This is a genomic window from Stenotrophomonas sp. yr243, assembly GCF_900184195.1.
Lineage (GTDB): Bacteria > Pseudomonadota > Gammaproteobacteria > Xanthomonadales > Xanthomonadaceae > Stenotrophomonas > Stenotrophomonas lactitubi.
The window spans coordinates 812,263-832,929 of the sequence record NZ_FXWT01000001.1; the positions used below are offsets into that span (position 1 = coordinate 812,263).

General features: G+C 66.9%; 14 protein-coding genes and 3 tRNA genes. 7 read left to right on the forward strand and 10 right to left on the reverse strand.

Going from position 1 to position 20,667, the window contains the following annotated elements; all coding sequences use genetic code 11:
- Nucleotides 1-52: 52 nt before the first annotated feature.
- Complete coding sequence (locus QOL57_RS03920) at nt 53-547, reverse strand: GFA family protein (RefSeq protein WP_089239898.1); 495 nt, start codon at nt 545-547, stop codon at nt 53-55.
- 131 nt (nt 548-678) lie between these two features.
- Nucleotides 679-3,138 carry a ribonuclease R gene (gene rnr, locus QOL57_RS03925; protein WP_089239896.1) on the reverse strand — a complete coding sequence of 820 codons (2,460 nt, stop codon included), beginning with the start codon at nt 3,136-3,138 and terminating at the stop codon, nt 679-681.
- A gap of 128 nt (nt 3,139-3,266) precedes the next feature.
- Here rnr and QOL57_RS03930 point away from each other — a divergent pair.
- Both QOL57_RS03930 and QOL57_RS03935 read left to right on the forward strand, forming a co-directional pair.
- A tRNA-Leu gene (locus tag QOL57_RS03930) sits at nt 3,267-3,351 on the forward strand.
- 160 nt (nt 3,352-3,511) lie between these two features.
- Nucleotides 3,512-3,598, forward strand: a tRNA-Leu gene (locus QOL57_RS03935).
- Nucleotides 3,599-3,658: 60 nt separating this feature from the next.
- Here the strand turns inward: QOL57_RS03935 and QOL57_RS03940 are convergent.
- Nucleotides 3,659-4,405, reverse strand: coding sequence for a sulfite exporter TauE/SafE family protein (locus tag QOL57_RS03940; RefSeq protein ID WP_089239894.1), 747 nt, complete (start codon nt 4,403-4,405; stop codon nt 3,659-3,661).
- A 99-nt stretch (nt 4,406-4,504) separates the two neighbouring features.
- Here QOL57_RS03940 and QOL57_RS03945 point away from each other — a divergent pair, with 99 nt between their 5' ends.
- On the forward strand, nt 4,505-5,416 hold the full coding sequence (locus tag QOL57_RS03945) for a LysR family transcriptional regulator (protein WP_089239892.1): 912 nt from the start codon (nt 4,505-4,507) through the stop codon (nt 5,414-5,416).
- 50 nt (nt 5,417-5,466) lie between these two features.
- Nucleotides 5,467-5,553, forward strand: a tRNA-Leu gene (locus QOL57_RS03950).
- A 162-nt stretch (nt 5,554-5,715) separates the two neighbouring features.
- On the opposite strand, the gene emrB is transcribed toward QOL57_RS03950, so the two are convergent.
- Genes emrB through emrR form a run of 4 tightly spaced genes read right to left on the reverse strand, consistent with a single transcriptional unit; the run spans nt 5,716 to nt 10,434 of the window.
- Nucleotides 5,716-7,302, reverse strand: coding sequence for a multidrug efflux MFS transporter permease subunit EmrB (gene emrB / locus QOL57_RS03955; RefSeq protein WP_089239890.1), 1,587 nt, complete (start codon nt 7,300-7,302; stop codon nt 5,716-5,718).
- 8 nt (nt 7,303-7,310) lie between these two features.
- The gene (gene emrA, locus QOL57_RS03960; RefSeq protein WP_089239888.1) at nt 7,311-8,489 is read right to left on the reverse strand and encodes a multidrug efflux MFS transporter periplasmic adaptor subunit EmrA; all 1,179 of its coding nucleotides are present in this window, start codon (nt 8,487-8,489) and stop codon (nt 7,311-7,313) included.
- An 11-nt stretch (nt 8,490-8,500) separates the two neighbouring features.
- Nucleotides 8,501-9,994, reverse strand: a complete 1,494-nt coding sequence (gene emrC / locus QOL57_RS03965; RefSeq protein ID WP_089239886.1) for a multidrug efflux transporter outer membrane subunit EmrC — start codon at nt 9,992-9,994, stop codon at nt 8,501-8,503.
- Nucleotides 9,991-10,434 carry a multidrug efflux system transcriptional regulator EmrR gene (gene emrR / locus QOL57_RS03970; RefSeq protein ID WP_089239884.1) on the reverse strand — a complete coding sequence of 148 codons (444 nt, stop codon included), beginning with the start codon at nt 10,432-10,434 and terminating at the stop codon, nt 9,991-9,993. Before emrR ends, emrC begins: the two co-directional genes overlap by 4 nt.
- A 145-nt stretch (nt 10,435-10,579) precedes the next feature.
- On the opposite strand from emrR, the gene QOL57_RS03975 reads away from it, so the two are divergent.
- Together QOL57_RS03975 and parC are read left to right on the forward strand one after the other, a co-directional pair.
- On the forward strand, nt 10,580-11,488 hold the full coding sequence (locus QOL57_RS03975) for a helix-turn-helix transcriptional regulator (protein WP_089239882.1): 909 nt from the start codon (nt 10,580-10,582) through the stop codon (nt 11,486-11,488).
- Nucleotides 11,489-11,547: 59 nt separating this feature from the next.
- Nucleotides 11,548-13,791: a DNA topoisomerase IV subunit A gene (parC, locus tag QOL57_RS03980; RefSeq protein ID WP_089239880.1), complete on the forward strand. Its 2,244-nt coding sequence runs from the start codon at nt 11,548-11,550 to the stop codon at nt 13,789-13,791.
- A 268-nt stretch (nt 13,792-14,059) separates the two neighbouring features.
- On the opposite strand, the gene bfr is transcribed toward parC, so the two are convergent.
- Nucleotides 14,060-14,548: a bacterioferritin gene (gene bfr, locus QOL57_RS03985; protein ID WP_025877631.1), complete on the reverse strand. Its 489-nt coding sequence runs from the start codon at nt 14,546-14,548 to the stop codon at nt 14,060-14,062.
- Between the two features lie 125 nt (nt 14,549-14,673).
- Here bfr and QOL57_RS03990 point away from each other — a divergent pair, with 125 nt between their 5' ends.
- Entirely contained in the window at nt 14,674-17,004 is a 2,331-nt protein-coding gene (locus QOL57_RS03990; protein ID WP_089239878.1) for a penicillin acylase family protein, read from the forward strand.
- A 122-nt stretch (nt 17,005-17,126) separates the two neighbouring features.
- On the opposite strand, the gene QOL57_RS03995 is transcribed toward QOL57_RS03990, so the two are convergent.
- Complete coding sequence (locus QOL57_RS03995; RefSeq protein WP_089239876.1) at nt 17,127-18,515, reverse strand: cation:proton antiporter; 1,389 nt, start codon at nt 18,513-18,515, stop codon at nt 17,127-17,129.
- Nucleotides 18,516-18,621: 106 nt separating this feature from the next.
- Nucleotides 18,622-20,313, reverse strand: a complete 1,692-nt coding sequence (asnB, locus tag QOL57_RS04000) for an asparagine synthase B (protein ID WP_089239874.1) — start codon at nt 20,311-20,313, stop codon at nt 18,622-18,624.
- Nucleotides 20,314-20,667 lie beyond the last annotated feature (354 nt).

A 20,667-nucleotide genomic window follows, 5' to 3' on the forward strand; every position in this document is an offset into this window, starting at 1 on the left:
AGGGGCGGCCGCGCTTCGCGCTCGCCGGGCGTGGCCCGGCGCTACCCGCCGTTCACCCTTCGGCCGAACGGCTGCGTGGCGGCCAGTGCGGGGTGTCGTGGTCGGGGTGCTGGTGGGACACGATCGTGGCCAGGAACTCCAGCGCGGCGACATCTTCCTCGGTGCGGCGTGCCGGCAGCCTGCCCAGCCCGTCGACGAAGGGCAGCTTGCGCTCGACGCCATACTGGATGGTCGGCGGCAGGCGCTCAGGCTGGTCGAAGGCACCGGCGGCCACCGCCACGCCATCGGGCGCTTCATAGGTCAACGGCGTGCCGCAGTCGGCGCAGAACCCGCGCCGCACCACGTTGGAGGACTGGAAATAACGCGGTTGGCCGCGGGTCCAGCTGAACTGCACGCCGCGCACCGAGACCAGCGGCGCGTAGTACCCGCCGAAGGCCTTCTGGCACATCCGGCAGTGGCAGATCGAACTGTCGGTCAGCTCGCCCCGCGCCTGGAAGCGGATCGCACCGCACTGGCAGCCGCCGCTGTATTCGGGTTGGCCCTGCATTGCTGCGATCCTCCGGAACATCGTGTCGACCAAGGTCGACACCTACCTTGATGAGCGGTGCCGATACGGTGGGTGCCAACCTTGGTTGGCACACAGCGAATGTTCAGCCGAGCATGGCTCGGCTCTACAGGTCAATACTTCTTTTTCGTGCGCTTGGCCGGCTTGCCGCGCTCGGGCAACGGGGCCGGGCTTGCCACCTCTTCCTCGCCCTTGTGCTCGACCAGACGGAAGTCAATCTTGCGCTCTTCCATGCTGGCCTTCAGCACCAGGATGCGCACCTGGTCCCCCAGCCGGTAACTGCTGCCACGGCGCTCACCGGTCAACGTCTTGCGGGTCGCGTCGAACTTGTAATAGTCCTGCGGCAGCTGGGTCACGTGCACCAGGCCCTGTACCTTCGAGTCAGCCAACTCCACGAACAGGCCGAAGCTGGTCACGCCGCTAATCACGCCGTCGAACTGGCCACCGACGTGTTTCTCCATCCACGCCGCGCGATAACGCTCATCGACTTCACGCTCGGCCTCATCGGCACGACGCTCGCGCTCGGAGCACTGCAGTGCCAGTGCAGCCATCTCGCGGGCGTTGTAAGTGAACTTGTCCAGCGGTTTGCCCGACAGCGCATGCTTGATCGCACGGTGCACCAGCAGATCCGGGTAACGACGGATCGGCGAGGTGAAGTGCGCGTACGCCTCCAGCGCCAGGCCGAAGTGGCCGTTGTTGTCGGGGCTGTACACGGCCAGGCTCTGGCTGCGCAGCAGCACCGATTCCAGCAGCGTGGCATCGGGACGGTCGCGGATCTTCTTCAGCAGCTTGGTGTAATCGCCCGGGCGCACCTTCGACCACGGCGGCAGGCTCAGCTTGAACTCCTTGAGGAATTCCAGCAGGTCGGCGTACTTGGTCTCCGGCGGCTTCTCGTGCACGCGGTAAGGCGCCGGCACATGGCGCGACAACAGATACTTCGCCGCCTCCACGTTGGCCGCGATCATGCATTCCTCGATCAGCTTGTGCGCATCGTTGCGCACCAGCATGCCGGCCTGGGTGACTTCGCCGCGATTGTCGAGCACGAAGCGGACTTCGCTGCTTTCAAACTCGATCGCGCCACGCTTGGTGCGCGCCTTGGACAGCACCTTGTACAGCTGGTGCAGTCGCTGCACCTGCGGCAGCAGGTCGCCGATGAACGCCTTGGCGCCGGCATCGTCCTCGCCCACCGCCTGCCACACCTGGGTGTAGGTCAGGCGCGCATGCGAGTTCATCACCGCTTCGTAGAAGCGCGAGTGGGTGACGACGCCTTCGCGGTCGATCTGCATGTCGCAGACAAAGCACATGCGGTCGACCTTCGGCATCAACGAACAGATGCCGTTGGACAGCGTTTCCGGCAGCATCGGCACCACGAAACCCGGGAAGTACACCGAGGTGGCGCGCTTCTGCGCTTCATCGTCCAGCGGCGTGCCGGGACGGACATAGTTGGAGACGTCGGCAATGGCGACCACCAGGCGGAAGCCATCGGCGTTCGGTTCGCAGTACACCGCGTCGTCGAAGTCCTTGGCGTCCTCGCCATCGATGGTGACCAGCGGCGTGCTGCGCAGGTCGACGCGGTCCCCGATCATCGCCGGCTCGACCACCAGCGGCACCGAGGCGGCTTCGTCCAGCACCTCCTGCGGGAACTCGAACGGCAGTTCGTGGCCGTGAATCGCGGTCTCCACCACCAGCGATGCAGTCAGCTTGTCGCCAAGCACAGCGATGATGCGGCCGATCGGCGGACGGCGGCTGTCCGGTGCCTGGGTCAGTTCGCAGACGACCAGCTGGCCATCGCGCGCGCCGCCGGTCTGGTCCGGCGGCACCTGCACGTTGCGCTGGATGCGCTTGTCATCGGGCACCACGTAGTTGATGCCCATCTCGACGCTGAAGCGGCCGATCAGGCGCGTCATGCCGCGCTCCAGCACACGGGCGATGCTGCCTTCGCGGCGGCCGCGGTGATCGATGCCGGTGACACGAGCCAGCACCTTGTCGCCGTGCATCACCTTGCGCATTTCATACGGCGGCAGGAACAGATCGTCACCGCCCTCGACCGGGCGCAGGAAGCCGAACCCTTCCGGATTGGCAATCACCACGCCGGTGACCAGGTTCAAGGTCTGGATGGGCGCGAAGCCGCCGCGGCGGTTCTGCACCAGCTGGCCATCGCGGACCATGGCGCCGAGCCGGCGCGACAGTGCCTCGGCACGGTCCGGTGCGGTCAGGCCCAGGCGCGCGCCGAGTTCTTCAGCGGTCTGCGGCCCTTCGCAGCGCTCCAGCAGGGCCAGGATGGCCTCGCGGCTGGCGATGGGTTGTTCGTACTTTTCTGCTTCGCGGGACGCATAGGGATCGTCGATCACCTTGCCCGTCGGCGGCAGCTTGCGGCCCGGCGCGGGGCCCGGTGCCTCTGCGTTGCGGCGGCCTCGACCAGACGGCGGTGCGCCACCTTCGGCCAGTGTGGGGAGCCAGCCCGGCAACGGCTTGCCCGGCTTGTTGTTGCGGGCCGGGCCGGCCTTGGCCCCCTTGTTGGGGGCTTCACTGCGGGACTTGCTCCCGCCCTTGCTTGGTTTTTTGGTAGTCATCGCCCTCCATGGTAGCCGTTGCGGGCGTGCAGAACGGGTCAGCAAAACGGTTGAAGCATCCCCATTAGGAATTTTCAGGAAATCGTTGACAGCCCCCCGGTTCATCTTCACAATTGCGCCTCTGGAACGCCCAGATGGCGGAATTGGTAGACGCACTAGTTTCAGGTACTAGCGGGTAAAACCGTGGAGGTTCGAGTCCTCTTCTGGGCACCAACGAAAAAACTCCTCGCTTCGGCGGGGATTTTTTTTGCCTGCGATCCGGGTTCGGCACCCCATCCACGCATGGCGTGGATCTACTGGGCGCTGCGGTCGCAGGGATTTCACAGGGGTGTTGACACCTTCGTCACGGCACCCCATAATTCTCCTCCTCGACGCCCAGGTGGCGGAATTGGTAGACGCACTAGCTTCAGGTGCTAGCGGGGGCAACTTCGTGGAGGTTCGAGTCCTCTCCTGGGCACCATGTCGAGAATGAAAAACACCCGCGAAAGCGGGTTTTTTCTTGTCTGGCGTCCGGCCAGCATCACCACCACGAACGCAGCACCAGCTCCAGGCCCAGCAGCAACAGGAAGCCGAGGAAGCACGCGCGGAATACCCGTGCACTGATGCGCTGACGGATCACCTGCCCCAGCCACATCCCAGCCAGCGACGGCACCACCGCCAACGCACTCAGTCCGAGCTGCTGCACGCCGAACGCACCGTGCAGCACCAGGCCTGTGGTCAGCGAAATGGTGGACACCGTGAATGCAAGCCCCAGCGCCTGCACCAGTTCGTCGCGCTGCAACCCCAGCGACTGCAGGTAGGGCACCGCCGGCATCACGAACACGCCGGTTGCGCCGGTCACCACGCCGGACATCGCGCCCACCAGTGGTCCGAGCCAGCGCTCGCGCCGAGCCGGCACCCGCAACACCGGCGCCAGCAACGCGTACCCGGCGTAGACCACCAGCGCCACGCCCAATGCGGCACGCGAGACATCACGATCCACCCGCACCAGCAACGCGGCGGCACCGAGCGTGGCGATCACCACCGCCAGCATCATCGGCCACAGCCGCCGCACGATCTGCCCCACAGATGGCCCGGACAGCAGCTGCCAGGCATTGGTGACGAAGGTGGGAATGAACAGCATCGAAGCCGCCGCAACCGGCGACAACGCGCCGCCCAGCAGCCCCATCGCCACGGTCGGCAGGCCCATGCCGGTCACGCCCTTGACCACCCCGGCCAGCAGGAACACCACCACCAGCAACGCGTAGAAGTAGATCGTTTCGTTCATGCCTTCATTGGAGCCGGCGGCACTTCAGCGCACAATGCGGCATTCCCGCCCTACCCTTCGGCTGCTCCGAAGGCAACGGCCACGATGCGAGGCCATGACATGCGTCTGGACATTGCCGATCTGCGCCTGTTCCTGGCAGTAGCCGAAGCCGGCAGCATCACCGCCGGCGCGGTAGAGGCGAATCTGGCACTGGGATCGGCCAGCGAACGCCTACGCGCGATCGAAACCGACGCCGGCACCGCGCTGCTGACCCGGCACCCGCGCGGCGTCAGCCTCACCGAAGCGGGCGCCGCACTGGCCCATCACGCGCGCCTGATCCTGCAGCAGCAGGCACAGCTGCGCGGCGAACTGCAGGCCTTCGCCCACGGCGCGCGCGGCACCCTGCACCTGTATGCCAACACCGCGGCACTGACCAGCTACCTGCCCGCGCGACTGGCCCCATGGCTGGCCGAACGCCCTCGCCTGCGCGTCGAACTGCACGAACGCACCAGCAATGAAGTCGTGCGTGCGATCCGTGTTGGCCAGGCAGAGGCCGGCATCATCAGTGACGCCGTCCCCGCCGATGGGCTGCGCCGCCATGTGGTTGCGGAAGACCCGCTGATGATGCTGCTGCCGGCAGGCCATCGCTTCGCCGCGCGACGCTCGCTCGACTTCAGCGATGTGCTGGGCGAGACCTTCGTCGCACTGGCCGACGGCAACGCACTGCAGACCTATATCGAAGAACTGGCAGCAGAGTCCGGACGCACGCTCGACGTGCGCATTCGCATGAAGACGTTTGAAGGCCTGTGCACGATGGTGGGCCATGGCATCGGCGTGGGCATCGCGCCGCGCACGATCGCACGGCAGCACCGACGAGCCACTGGCATCGTCGCCGTTGCTCTCGGCAACGCATGGGCGCAGCGCCGACTGTGCGCCGCGTTTGCCGACTGGACATCACTCTCGCCGCCGATGCGCAGCCTGCTGCTGCATCTGGATGTGGACGCGGGAATGGATGCAGAAAAAAATGTGTGAAATGGTGTTGACACATATCCAGCCTTCCTGCAAAATTCTCCTCCTGAGTCGCCCAGGTGGCGGAATTGGTAGACGCACTAGCTTCAGGTGCTAGCGGGGGCAACTTCGTGGAGGTTCGAGTCCTCTCCTGGGCACCATGACTCAGACAATGATCAAACCCGCGCAAGCGGGTTTTTTCATGTCCGGAATTTGAAACGCGATCGTTATCGTGGCGGTTCATCCACGCGTGGCGTGGATCTACTGCAAACAAAAGCCCCGCCTCGCGGCGGGGTTTTCTGCGTTTCAACAACAACGATCGATCAGTGCCCGCCACCGGCGGCGGCACCCGCGCCTGCACCGAACGGCGGCTTGGCCAGCCACAGGAAGGTGATGATCGCCAGGAAGATCCAGCCCAGCAGGAAGAAGATGTCGTTGAAGCCCATCTGCGATGCCTGGTGGTTGATCATGTTGTTCAGCACCGCCGCACCATGTTGCAGATCGCCCTGCCCCATCGCCGCCACCTGGTCCTGCATGCCCGGCTGATACACCGAGATGTGTTCGGTCAGGTCTGCGTGATGCACCTGCGTACGACGCGCCCACAGCCAGGTGGTCAGCGACGCGGCGAAGCTGCCGCCCAGCGTACGCAGGAACGTGGCCAGGCCCGAGCCGGCCGCGATCTCACGACCATCCAGGTCCGACAGCAGGATCTGCAGCACCGGCATGAAGAACAACGCCACGCCGATACCCATGATCAGCTGTACGCCGGCCACATGATTGAAGTCCACCTGCAGGTTGAACCCCGACCGCAGGAAGCTGGTCATCGACAGCACTACGAACGCGATGGTGGCCAGCATGCGCATGTCGAAGCGCGATGCGTACTTGCCCACGAACGGGGTCATGATCACCGGCAGGATGCCGATCGGCGCGGTCGCAAGGCCTGCCCAGATCGCGGTGTAACCCATGTCGCGCTGCAGCCACTGCGGAATCAGCAGGGCCACGCTGAAGAACGCCGCGTAGGCCACCACCATCGCCAGCGTACCGGCGCGGAAGTTGCGGTGCCGGAACAGCCTCAGGTCGACGATCGGATCCTTGTCGGTCAGTTCCCAGATCAGGAACACGGTCAGCGCCACCACGGCCACGCAGGCCAGCACCACGATCTTCATCGACGAGAACCAGTCCTCGTCGTTGCCCAGGTCGAGTACCAGCTGCAGTGCGCCTACGCCGATCACCAGGGTGACCAGGCCGACGTAGTCCATCTTCGGCTTCTCGACCTGCTCCGGGCGTCCCTTCAACTGATTGCCCACCACCAACGCTGCGAAGATGCCCAGCGGCACGTTGATCAGGAAGATCCATTCCCAACTGTAGTTGTCGGTGATCCAGCCACCGAGGATCGGCCCACAGATCGGCGCCACCACGGTGATCATCGCCAGCAGCGCCAGCGCCTGTCCGCGCTTTTCTCTTGGATAGATCGAGACCAGCAGCGACTGGGTGATGGGATACATCGGCCCGGCGACGAAGCCCTGCAGCGCGCGCGACAGCACCAGCATGCCCATGCTCTGGGCCAGGCCGCACAGCAGCGAGGTGATCACGAAGGCCAGCGTGGCCCACACGAACAGCTTGCGCTCGCCGAAGCGACGGCTGAGCCAGCCGGTCAACGGCAGTGCGATCGCGGTGCTGACCGCGAACGAGGTGATGACCCACGTCGCCTGCTGCGAACTGGCGCCAAGATTACCGGCGATGGTCGGCAACGAGACGTTGGCGATGGTGGTGTCGAGCACCTGCATGAACGAGGCCATCGCCAGGCCCACGGTGCACAGGGCCACACTGGGTGGCAGGAAGCCGGCGGCCGCACCCGGCGCCGCCGGTGCGCCCGGAGAGCCGGGCGCAGCTGGAGCTTGTGCGGACATGGCCGGCCTCAGCTCGCCTTGCCCTGCTGCGGCAGGTTGCCCTGGATGATCGTGTGGATCACCTCATCGGCATCGTGCAACTGCTTGGCGTACACGTCGGTGTCGAACACCGTGCCCTTGGCGGCCGCGCTCGGCAGCACTTCGCCCTTCTGGTCGCGCAGGCTCACTTCGGCCTTCATCGACAGGCCGATGCGCAGCGGGTGTTCGGCCAGCTGCTTGGCATCGATGGCGATGCGCACCGGCACGCGCTGCACGATCTTGATCCAGTTGCCGCTGGCGTTCTGCGCCGGCAGCAACGAGAACGCCGAACCGGTGCCCAGGCCGAGGCTATCGATGCGGCCCTTGTACTTGACGTCGCCGGCATACAGGTCCGACTTCAGCTCCACTTCCTGGCCCAGGCGCATGTGGCGCAGCTGGGTTTCCTTGAAGTTGGCTTCGACCCACATCTGCTCGGTCGGCACCACCGCCATCAGAGCATTGCCCGGCTGCACGCGCTGACCGACCTGCACCGAACGACGGGCGACATAGCCGGTGACCGGCGCGACGATGCCCGAACGCGCATTGTTGAGGAAGGCCTGGCGCAGCTGCGCGGCGGCGGCCTGCACATCCGGCTGGGTGGCGATCACGGTGTCATCGACCAGCGCGCGGTTGCGCTCGACGGTCTCGCGCGAACCGGCCACGGCCGCTTCGGCAGCCGCCAGCTCATCGCCGGCATGGGCCAGTTCTTCGTTGGAAATGGCGCCGGTGGCGGCCAAGCCCTTGCGGCGTGCGAAGTCGTCGCGCACGCGCTTCAGGGTCACCTGACGCGCGTTCAGATCTGCCTGTGCACCCTCGACGCTGCGGTACAGGCCACGGGTCTGGCGCACGGTCTTGGCCAGGTTGGCTTCAGCCTGCTGCAGCGCCACCGACGTGTCGGCCGGGTCCAGCTGCACCAGCAGCTGGCCGCGCTCCACGCGCATGCCGTCATCGGCGTTGATGGCAACCACGGTACCGGCCACCAGCGGGGTGATCTGCACCTGGTTGCCCTGCACGTAGGCGTCGTCGGTCTCTTCGAACCAACGGCCGAACATGAAGTACCACAGCGCCAGTGCCGCCAGCAGCAGCACGACGATCACGAACAGGCCGCGCAGCAGCTTGCCGCGACGGTTGGGGGCGGCGGGGGCCGCAGTGTCTTGGGTCTGGCTCATGGCAGGCGTCTTCAGGAATGCGAGGAATCGGAATGGGAAGCAAGCGGTGCGGCGTCGGCGTCACTGGGCTGGAAACCACCACCGAGCGCCTTGCTCAGGCGCACCGAGGTCTGCAGCTGCTGCGACTGCAGGCCGGCCAGCTGCTGCTGCGATTGCAGCAGGGTGGACTGCGCGGTCAGCACGTCCAGGTAGCTGCCGATGCCGGCGCGATAGCGCTGCTGGGCCAGGTCGAACGCGGCGCGTGCGGTATCCACCGCCTGCTGCTGCGACTGCGCCTGCTGCGCCAGTGAGCGCACTGCGTTGACCTGGTCGGCCACGTCGCGCAATGCATCGAGCACCGCCTGGTTGTAATTCGCTACGGCCAGGTCGTATTGCGCATCGGTGTTGGCCAGGTTGGCGCGCAGCTTGCCGCCTTCGAAGATCGGCATGCTCAGCGCCGGGCCGATGTAGGCGAAGCTGGAGCTGCTCTGCAGCAGGTCGCCGACATTCGGTGCAACCACGCCGGCCAGTGCGGTCAGGTTGAGGCTCGGGTAGAACTTGGTCTTGGCGACCTTGATCTGCTTGTCGGCCGCTTCCACCCGCCAGCGCGCGGCGACGATGTCGGGGCGGCGACCGAGCAGCTCACTGGGCACCACGCCCGGCAGCTGCAGGGCCAGCGGGTTCATCGCGCGCGGGCGTTCGATCGACAGGCCCCGGTCCGGGCCCTTACCGACCAGCGCGGCCAACGCAGTGCGTCCCGCATCGATACGCTGCTGCGCCGCCAGCAACTGCTGCTGTGCGGCCGGCACACGGGCTTCGGCCTGGCGTACCTGCAGATCACTGTCGATGCCGGCGCTGCGACGCTGACGGGTCAGTTCCAGCGACTTCTGCGAGCGCGCCAGTTCTTCTTCGGCCACATCGTTGAGCTGCCAGGCGTAGGCCAGGTCGGTATAGGCCTGGGCGATGCCGGTGGACAGGTTCAGGCGTGCGGCCTGGGCCTCGACGGTAGCGGCATGGGCGCCATCCACGGCGGCTTCCCAGGCGGCGCGCTTGCCGCCCCAGAGGTCGATGCCGTAGCTGAAATCGAAGGCAACCTGGCTGCTGCCGGCGTAATGGCCACCGATTTCATCGCCGGCCATCGATTCGGGCAGGCGCAGGCCGGTGTAGCCACCGGACACGGACAGGCTGGGCAGGCGATCGGCGCGCGCGGTGCCGACCTGCGACTGTGCCTGGCGCAGGCGTGCATCGGCGGCGTCCAGGCTCGGATGGCCGGCCAGGCCTTCGGCGATCAGCGCATCCAGCTGCGTATCGCCCAGTGCCTTCCACCAGTCCTGGGCGGGAAAACCGGCAGCGCTCAGATCGCTGTCGGCCAGGGTGCGTTCGCTGTGCAGGCTGTCCACGTCGAGCACGTGGCCCTGCGGGGTGAGGCCACGGCTGCTGGCGCAGGCGGCCAGGGCCAGGGCCAGCGCTGAAACCAGCAGCGCGCGCCCGGACCGGCGGAGAGTGGGATGCGGGATCGGGTTCATGGGGTCGTCAGGGAATCGCGGATTCGGGTCAGGAGGGACAGCAGCTGCGTGCGTTCGTCGGCGGACAGATCGCGCAGGGCGTAATCCATCACCGCGTCGCCGCGCAGCTTCAACCGCGCCCACAGCGCGCGGCCTTCTTCGGTCAATACGATCTGCAGTGCACGCCGGTCCTGGGCATGCGGCTCGCGGCGCACGCAACCGAGCGCCTCCAGCTTGTCCAGCAGGCGGGTGACCGCACTGGGCACCTGGTCGATGGCCTGGGCCAGTTCGTTGGCCGTGCACGGCGCCATGTTCGAGAGCACCTTCAGCCCGATGTAGTGGGTGAAGCCGATGCCGAGGTCTTCTTCGGCCATGGACGCATCGAGCTGGCGGACCAGGCCGTCGCGCACCTGGCGCAGCAGCAGGCCGAAGCTGGGGGGAGTGGTTGCAGGACAGATCATGGGGGAGCATTCTCTTCCAAAAAAAATATTTCTCAATGGAAATATTCGATCTGGCATCGAATGCTGTGTTGCAGCAATGGGCTGGATCAGGTGAAGGCGCCACCTTAATGGCGCTCCCAACTGGCCCGGTAGTACAATCCAGCCAATGAATGTCACATTCAAGCCACCCCCAGCCCACGTGAAGGCGGGCGAACCCGGACCTGCCACCCTGCTGCGTGAAGAAGCGCTGGACTGGTTCGAGCGCAATGACGGCCCGCCGGTCATCGCCTTCCGCTTCGACAGCCCGCAGGGCCTGGCCCGCGAAGTGGACTGGCATCACCACGTCCGCGCGCAGCTGATCTGCGTTGAACGCGGCCTGCTGACCACCCGCACCTCACATGGCACCTGGTCGCTGGCGCCGGGCTCGGCGGGCTGGATGCCACCAGCCGAACCGCATACGGTCCACATCGATGGACCCCTGCGCGGCTGGGGCATGGTGCTGGCCGCACCGCTGTGCGCCGAACTGCCGGCCGATCCGTGCGTGCTGGGCATCTCGCGGCTGGCGCAGGCGGTGGCCGAACGCATCTGCGACTGGCCACAGGATTACGAGAGCACCACCGAGCGGCAGCACATCATCAACGTGCTGCTGGACGAGATCCGCACCGCGCCGCGCCAGCGCATGCATCTGCCGATGCCGCGCGACCGACGCCTGCTGAAGATCGCCTCACAGTTGCTGGCCGACCCGGCCGACGAGCGCGGGCTGGCGCAGTGGGCGCATTGGGCCGGCCTGTCGCCGCGCAGCCTGACCCGCCATTTCCGCGACGAGACCACCCTCAGTTTCGCCCAGTGGCGCCAGCAGGCGCGGCTGGCCGAGGCGCTGCGCCAGCTCAGCGAGGGCCGCAGCGTGGCCGATATCGCCCACGCACTGGGCTTCAGCAGCGCCAGCGCCTTCGTCACCGTGTTCCGGCGACACTTCGGGCTACCGCCCGGACGCTACCTGGCACGGGCCGGTCACGGCCTGGAACCGGGCCTTGACCCTGCACGCGGCTTGGCATCCCCCGCCGCATCCGGATAATCACTGGATTGAGAGCGGCGACCGCCGTCACCGCCTCCCGACATAGGTAACAACGCCGCATGACCGATCTTGCCCGCCCCGTGTTCCACGGTTTCGAACAACTGCCGCTGCGCGAGTACGCCGAACGCGCCTACCTCGACTACTCGATGTACGTGGTCCTGGATCGCGCCCTGCCGTTCCTCGGCGACGGCCTGAAGCCCGTGCAGCGCCGCATCATCTATGCGATGAGCGAGCTGGGCCTCAATGCCGCGTCCAAGCCGAAGAAGTCCGCGCGTACCGTCGGTGACGTCATCGGTAAGTACCACCCGCATGGCGACAGCGCGTGCTACGAAGCGCTGGTGCTGATGGCGCAGCCGTTCTCGTACCGCTATCCGCTGATCGAAGGCCAGGGCAACTTCGGTTCCAGCGACGACCCGAAGTCGTTCGCGGCGATGCGCTACACCGAATCCAAGCTGACACCGATCGCCGAAGTGCTGCTGGGCGAACTGGGCCAGGGCACCACCGACTGGGCGCCGAACTTCGACGGCACCCTGCAGGAACCGACCTGGATGCCGGCACGCCTGCCGCATCTGCTGCTGAACGGCACCACCGGCATTGCCGTGGGCATGGCCACCGATGTGCCGCCGCACAACCTCAACGAGATCGTCAGCGCGCTGCTGCATCTGTTGGACGATCCGGACGCCAGCGTGCGCGACCTGTGCGAGCACGTGAAGGGCCCCGACTACCCGTCCAACGCCGAGATCATCACCCCGGCCAACGACCTGCGGAACATGTACGAGACCGGCAACGGCAGCGTGCGTGCGCGTGCGACCTACATCAAGGAAGCACACAACGTGGTGGTCACCGCGTTGCCGTTCCAGGTGTCGCCGTCGAAGGTGATCGAGCAGATCGCCGCACAGATGCGCGCCAAGAAGCTGCCGTGGCTGGAAGACATCCGCGATGAGTCCGACCACGCCAACCCGGTGCGCGTGGTGCTGGTGCCGCGCTCGAACCGCATCGACGCCGAGCAGCTGATGGGCCACCTGTTCGCGACCACGGACATGGAGCGCAGCTACCGCGTCAACCTCAACGTGATCGGGCTGGACGGCCGTCCGCAGGTGAAGAACCTGAAGACGCTGCTCAGCGAATGGCTGGCATTCCGCAGCAGCACCGTCACCCGCCGCCTGCAGCACCGCCTGCAGAAGGTCGAGCGTCGCCTGCACCTGTTGGAAGGCCTGCTGGTGGCGTTCCTCAACCTGGACGAGGTGATCCACATCATCCGTACCGAGGACGAACCGAAGGCGGCGTTGATCGCACGCTTCGGCCTGTCCGAAGACCAGGCCGAGTACATCCTGGAAACCAAGCTGAAGCAGCTGGCCCGCCTGGAAGAGATGAAGATCCGTGGCGAGCAGGACGAGCTGGCCAAGGAGCGCGACAAGATCATCGCCATCCTCGACAGCAAGACCAAGCTGAAGAAGTTGATCCGCGACGAACTGCAGGCCGATGCCAAGAAGTTCGGTGACGAGCGCCGTTCGCCGCTGGTGCAGCGCCAGGCGGCGCAGGCCATCGACGAGACCGAACTGGTACCGAGCGAACCGATGACGGTGGTGATGTCCGAGAAGGGCTGGATCCGTGCCGCCAAGGGCCACGACATCGACGCCTCGACCCTGTCCTATCGCGATGGCGACGCCCTGCAGGGCGCGGTGCGTGCACGCAGCACCCAGCAGGTCGCGTTCCTCGACAGCGAAGGCCGCGCCTACTCCACACCGGTGCATACCCTGCCCTCGGCACGCGGCAACGGTGAACCGCTGACCGGCCGCTTCTCGCCGGCCGCGGGCACCAGCTTCGTGACCCTGGCCAGCGCCGAGCCGGATACCCGTTTCGTGCTGGCCTCGACCCACGGCTATGGTTTCGTCACCCGCTTCGAGAACCTTATCGGCCGCAACAAGGCCGGCAAGGCGATGCTGAACCTGTCGGCGGGCTCGTCGGTGCTGTCGCCGTCGGTGGTGGCCAACGTCGCCACCGACCGCATCGTCGCGGTGACCAGTTCGGGCAACCTGCTGGCGATCGCCGCCAATGACCTGCCGGAACTGGACAAGGGCAAGGGCAACAAGATCATCGAGATCCCCAAGGCGAAGCTCGCCACCGAACGCGTGGTGGCGATCGTGGCGATCAGCCCCGGGCAGACCCTGCAGGTACGCAGTGGCCAGCGCACGATGGGCCTGAAGTTCAACGAGCTCGAGGCCTATCTGGGCGCCCGCGCCACCCGTGGCCACCTGCTGCCGCGTGGCTGGCAGAAGGTGGAAGGGCTGTCGGTCGAATGAGGCGCGGGGTCGGCTCCCTTTCCAGCGGAAAGGGCTCCGACCCCATACACCGCCACTGGTAGATGCCAACCTTGGTTGGCACGCCTCACCCGATGGGGTCAGACACAAAAAAGCCGGGGCATTCCCCGGCTTTTTTGTTTGTCGGCTGGCGGGCGGTGGAGCAGCTGGCGGGCGAAGGCTGGCTGGCGGTGCTCCGGTGCTGGCGGGCGACGGGACGTTGTGCTTCTGCGAAATGCCGCCAAGCATGGCTTGGCTCTACATCAAGCGGTCAGTGCGCCGGGGCGCCGCTGCCGTCGATCTTGCTCAGCTGGTACAGCTCCAGGCCGATGCGCTTGATCAGGCCCAGCTGCTGCTCCAGCCACCAGGCGTGGTCTTCCTCGGTGTCCTTCAACTGCGCCAGCAGCATGTCGCGGCTCACGTAGTCGCCCTTCTCCTCGCACAGCTTCATGCCGGCGGCGAGGTTGTTGCGAACGGCGTATTCGGTGTCCAGGTCCTTGCGCAGCATTTCCTCCACGGTCTTGCCCGGCTCGGTGGCATGCGGGCGCATGTCCGGGTCGCCGCCCAGGAACAGGATCCGGCGCAGCAGCGCGTCGGCATGCTGGGTCTCCTCTTCCATCTCGTGGTTCAGGCGTTCGTACAGCGCGAACAGGCCCTGGTCCTCGTAGCGGCGGGAGTGGATGAAGTACTGGTCGCGGGCGGCGAGTTCGCCGCGCAGCAGTTCCTTCAGGCAGGCGATGACGTCCGGGTTGCCTTTCATGGGGGGAGCTCCTGTGAATCGATGGCGCCCATGGTGCCCCATCTGGAAATACGGTGATCTAATCGGAATCAGTCGCAGTTGCGCCTGCGGCTACAATCGGCCGACATGCTCGGGAAGGACCTGCAATGCGTCGTAAGTGGCGGTGGATTCTGGGTGCGTTGGTCGCGATCGTGCTGCTCGCGGTCCTGGTCCTGTGGTTGCTGCTGCGCGGCAGCCTGGCCGAGCTGGATGGCGAGCGCCCTTTGCCCGGGCTGGCCGGCAAGGTCACCGTGGAGCGCGATGCGCTGGGGGTGGTCACCATCACCGCCGGCAACAAGGCTGATGCGCTGCGGGCGCTCGGCCGTATTCACGCGCAGGAACGTTATTTCGAAATGGACCTGATGCGGCGCAGTGCCGCAGGTGAACTGTCCGCGCTGTTCGGGGCGAAGGCGATCGAAGCCGACAAGCGCATGCGCGTACACCGCCTGCGCGCGCGCACCGAGGCCCATCTGCAGGATGCGCTGGGCAGCGACCCTGCGGCCGTGCGTGCCTATGTGGACGGGGTCAACCAGGGTCTGGGCAGCCTGGCGGTGCGGCCGTGGGCCTACCTGCTGCTGCGGCAGGCGCCGCAACCGTGGCAGACCAGCGACAGCGTGCTGGCGGGCCTGGCCATGTACGCCGACCTGCAGGACCCCAGCAACCCGTCCGAACTGGCCCTGCAGCGCATCCGCGCGGTGGTGCCGCCGGCCCTGTACGCCCTGCTGGCGCATGACGGCAGCGAGTGGGACGCGCCGCTGACCGGCGCTCCCCGCGGCAACGCCAACCTGCCCGATGCCAGCCAGCTGGACCTGCACACGCTTAAGGCCGCAACTGGCGCAGTTGCCGAAGATGCCGACGCGGTCGGCAGCAACAATTTCGCCGTTGCCGGCGCGCTGACCGCCGATGGCCGTGCGATCGTCGCCGACGACATGCACCTGGGCCTGCGCGCGCCCAGCCTGTGGTTCCGTGTGCGCCTGCGCTACCCCGACCCGCAGGCCGCAGGTGGCCAGGTCGACGTCAGCGGGTTCTCGCTGCCGGGCGTGCCGGCGGTGATTGTCGGCAGCAACGGCCACGTCGCGTGGGGCTTCACCAACAGCTACATCGATACCGCCGACTTCCGCACCGAGCCCGCCGACGCTGCGGTGACCGTGCATGAGGAGCGGATCGTCGTGGCCGGTGGCGCAGACGTGCAATTCCCGGTGCGCGAAACCGCGTGGGGGCCGATCCTGCACACCCACGCCGATGGCAGCGGCGACGCCCTGCGCTGGGTCGCGCAGTTGCCGGGTGCGGTGCGCATGGACTTCACTGACATGGCACGCGCCGCCGATCTGGACCAGGCCCTGCAGATTGCCGACCACGCCGGCATTCCCGCGCAGAACCTGGTGGTCGGCGACCGCAGCGGACGCATCGCGTGGCGCCTCATCGGCGCGCGGCCCGACCGTGGCCCGCACTGCGCGCCACTGGGTTTCAATGAAAATCAGGCCAACCAGGGCTGCGCGCCCTGGCCGATCCGCAGCGACGCCGCGCCGAGCCTGATCGATCCGCCCAGCCATCGGTTGTGGACCGCCAACAGCCGCGTGGTGGACGAGCTGACCCTGGCCACCGTCGGCAATGGCGGCTACGACCTCGGCGCACGCGGTCGGCAGATCCGTGATCTGCTGGCCACACAGGAGCGCTTCGACGAACACGACCTGCTGGCAATCCAGCTGGACGACCGCGCAGTGTTCCTGCAGCGCTGGTGGGTGCTGCTGCAGGAGGTGATCGAGCACAGCGACGATCCGGCACTGAAGCGGTTGAGAACGGTCAGCGAGCATTGGGACGGGCGCGCCGCGATCAACTCGACCAGCTACCGGGTGGTGCGCGAATTCCGTACACAGGTGCTCGACACGCTGACCGATGCGCTGCTGGCGCCGGCCCGGGCACAGCTGGGCGAGGCCTTCCTGGCACCACGCCTGGCGCAGCTGGAAGGCGTGGCCTGGCCGATGCTGGAACAGCGACCCACCAACCTGCTGCCGCCCGCGTACACGAGCTGGGATGCGCTGCTGGCCGATGCTGCACGTCGCACCGAAGCCGAGCTGTCCACACAGGGGCCGCTGGCACACCGTACCTGGGGCGAGCGCAATACCGCGGCGATCTGCCATCCGGTGGCGCGCGCCCTGCCCGCCTTCGCCAGTCGCTGGTTGTGCATGCCGGCCGATCCGCTGCCCGGCGACCGTGACATGCCGCGTGTACAGACGCCGACCTTCGGCGCCTCGCAGCGGATGGTGGTCTCGCCCGGCCACGAGGCCGACGGCATCGTGCACATGCCGGGTGGGCAGAGCGGCCATCCGCTGTCGCCTTACTGGGGCGCGGGCCATGAGGATTGGGTGCATGGTCGCCCCACCCCGTTCCTGCCCGGCAAGGCACAGCACACGATGACGCTGGTACCGGTGCACTGACGGCGGCACCCACATGCCCGAGGGTGCGCTGCACGCTGTAGAGCCGAGCCCATGCTCGGCTGCTCTTGGTGCGGAGCCGAGCATGGGCTCGGCTCTACAAAATGCCCGCCCGCGCGACCGGGTCAGGCCCTGCGGCGCTCGATCAGGTTCAACAGCGGCCCGGTCATTGCGGTGGTCACCAGCGCCATGATCACCAGGACCGCGAACAGGCGGTCGCCGAGCAGGCCCAGCTCGTAGCCCAGGTTGAGCACGATCAGCTCCATCAACCCGCGGGTGTTCATCAGCGCCCCCAGTCGCCACGCTTCGCGCGAGGCCATGCCGGTGCTGCGCGCCGCACTCCAGGTGCCCAGCAGCTTGCCCACCGTGGCCACTGCGATCACCACCACGCACAGCAGAATGTCGCTGCTGTGCAGCGTGTCGGCGCGCATGCGCAGGCCGGTCATGGCGAAGAACAGCGGCAGCAGCAGGGTCACCGCGAACGGTTCGACCCTGGCCACCAGCAGCTGCCGCAGCTGCGCGTTGGACGACACCGCCACACCCGCGGCGAATGCGCCGAACAGCGCGTGGATGCCGAGCACTTCGGTAACCAGCGCACTGGCCAGTGACAGCAGCAGGATGCCCAGCAGCCAGCGTCCTTCGCGGCCCGGCGCGATGGTCTTGCAGGCAAACCATGGCTTCACCAGCCCCAGCATCAGCGCGATGAACGCCACCACGCACAACAGGTTGAGGCTGGCCGGCAACCAGCCAGTGGCCTGCGCAGCCGCCACGATCAGCGCCAGCAGACACCACGCGGTCGCATCGCCCAACGCCGCGCAGGCAATGGCGGTCTGCCCCAGCGATGTGTGGGTGATGCCGCGATCAGCGAGGATGCGCAGCAGCACCGGGAAGGCGGTGATGCTCATCGAGATGCCGACGAACAGCGCGAACGCGGTAAAGCTCACGCCTTGCGGGCCATGCTGCGGGTACAGCCAGATCGCCAGGGCCACGCCGAGCACGAACGGCACCGCGATGCCGGCGTGGCTGACGGTGAAAGCGAATCGACGACGCCCACGCAGCGCGCCCAGATCCAGCTCGGCGCCGGCCACCAGCAGGAACATCAGCACGCCCAGCTGGCTGAGCATGCCCAGCGGCCCCAACGAAGCTGCCGGGAACAGCGCGCCGTGCACCTGTGGCAGAAGACTGCCCAGCAACAGCGGCCCCATCATCAGGCCAGCGGCCATCTCACCGATCACGGCCGGCTGGCCGAAACGCTTCAACAGCGCGCCGGCGCCCTTGGCGACCAGCAACAGCACCAGCAGCTGCAGCAGGAACAGGCCCAGCGGCGAGGCCAGGTGATGCGCCCAATCGCTGCCGACCACGGCTTCGGCCTTGCTGGCCACCGTCGGCAGCCCGGGCCCGGCATAGCGGGCCAGCAGCAGGCCGACCAGCAGCGGCACGCCGGCCCAGACCAGGTAACGCCACGCCCACTTCGTCGGCCGCACGGGACCTCCGGTCTGTACGTCCATGAACATTCCCCAATGTGCAGGGCGCCGATGATACGTCCTTGCCTGCTCCGGCGCTGTGCGCTCGCCGGGCATGGCCCGGCGCTACCGTTGTCAGGCGACCGGGCACTGCCGGTCAGGCCAACGCCTGCTCGTGCACGCCGGCGATGGCGCGGCCCGACGGATCGGCGGCGGCGGCGAAGCTGGCATCCCAGGCAATGGCCGCCGGCGAGGAACAGGCGATCGACTTGCCGCCCGGCACGGTTTCAGCCGCCGCGTGGCTGGGGAAGAACTGCTCGAACAGATGGCGGTAGTAGTACGCCTCCTTGGTCTGCGGCGGGTTGTGCGGGAAGCGCTTGTCGGCGGCGGCCAGTACGCGGTCGCTGACCTGTGCTTCGGCGTGCGCCTTCAGGCCGTCGATCCAACCGTAGCCGACGCCATCACTGAACTGCTCCTTCTGCCGCCACAGGATGCTGTCCGGCAGGTAGCCCTCGAAGGCCTCGCGCAGCACTGCCTTCTCGATGCGGCGACCACCGAAGCCGGCGCCGACCATCTTGTGCGCGGCATCGAAACGCATCGCCACGTCGAGGAACTCGCGGTCCAGGAACGGCACGCGCGGCTCAACGCCCCAGGCCATCATCGACTTGTTGGCGCGCAGGCAATCGTAGTTGTGCAGGGCGTCGAGCTTGCGCACCAGTTCCTGGTGGAATTCGCGCGCGTCCGGCGCCTTGTGGAAGTAAAGATAGCCGCCGAAGATCTCGTCGCTGCCCTCACCGGACAGCACCATCTTCACGCCCATCGCCTTGATCCGGCGCGCCAGCAGGAACATCGGCGTGGAGGCGCGGATGGTGGTGACGTCGTAGGTTTCAATGTGTCGGATCACCTCCGGCAACACGTCCAGGCCTTCTTCGAAGGTGTATTCGAAGCCGTGGTGCACGGTGCCCAGCGCTTCGGCGGCCACCGCAGCAGCCGCCAGATCCGGCGAGCCCTTCAGACCAATGGCGAACGAATGCAGGCGCGGCCACCAGGCTTCGCTCTGGCCGCCATCTTCGATGCGACGGCGCGCATAACGTGCTGCCACGGCGGCAACCAGCGACGAATCCAGCCCGCCCGACAGCAGCACGCCATACGGCACGTCACTCATCAACTGGCGTTCGACCGCATGTTCAAAGGCCTGGCGCAGCTCGGCGAGATCGGCCTGGCGACCCTGCACGTCGTCGTACTCGCGCCACGACTGCTGGTAGTAGCGCACCAGCTCACCGCTGGCGCTGTCGTAGTAATGGCCCGGCGGGAACTGGGCAACATCGGCACAGGTATCGACCAGCGCCTTCATTTCAGAAGCTACGCGCAGCCGCCCCTGCGCATCATGGCCCCAGTACAGCGGCACCACGCCGACCGGATCGCGCGCCACCAGCACACGGCCGGCTGCACGGTCCCACAGGGCAAAGGCGAAGATGCCGTTGAGCTGTTCCAGCCACTGCGCCGGCGATCCGCCCTGGCGGTACAGCGCGTTGATCACCTCACAGTCCGAACCGGTCTGGAAGGCATAGGCTTCGGCGAGGCCGGCCTTGAGCTGCTGGTGGTTGTAGATCTCGCCGTTGACCGCCAGCGCCAGCTGCCCGTCTGCGGACAGCAGCGGCTGCGAGCCGCCGGCCGGATCGACGATGGCCAGGCGCTCGTGGACCAGCAGCGCGCCTTCGTCCAGATACACGCCGCTCCAGTCCGGGCCACGATGGCGCTGGCGCTGCGACAGCTCCAGCGCATGGCGGCGCAGGGAAGGAAGATCGTCACCGGCCTGCAGGCCGAAAATACCGAAGATCGAACACATGGGTGGAACTCCTGTTGTGGGGAAGTACACGGGGGGAAGGTGTTCGACCGGCCATCCAGGCCCGGGTGGGGCTGCGCCCGGGCACAAAAAAACCCGCATCGGCCGATGCGGGTTTTCTGATGTCCGGGCGTATGTTGCTGTCTATCTACCCAGGGCGCAGTCCCGCATCGGCCGCGCGCGATTATTCGCACGCAGATTATTGCGGTTGGTGTTGTTGACGGCGGTGGCCAGGCGGAGCGACATGGATCCGACCGTAACCGGGTTTCCGGCGCGGCGCAACAGTTGCGATGGCAACCGATTCAGCGGCCACGCCGGTAGCGACCCGGATAATCCCCTGCCTGCTTTCCGGAATTC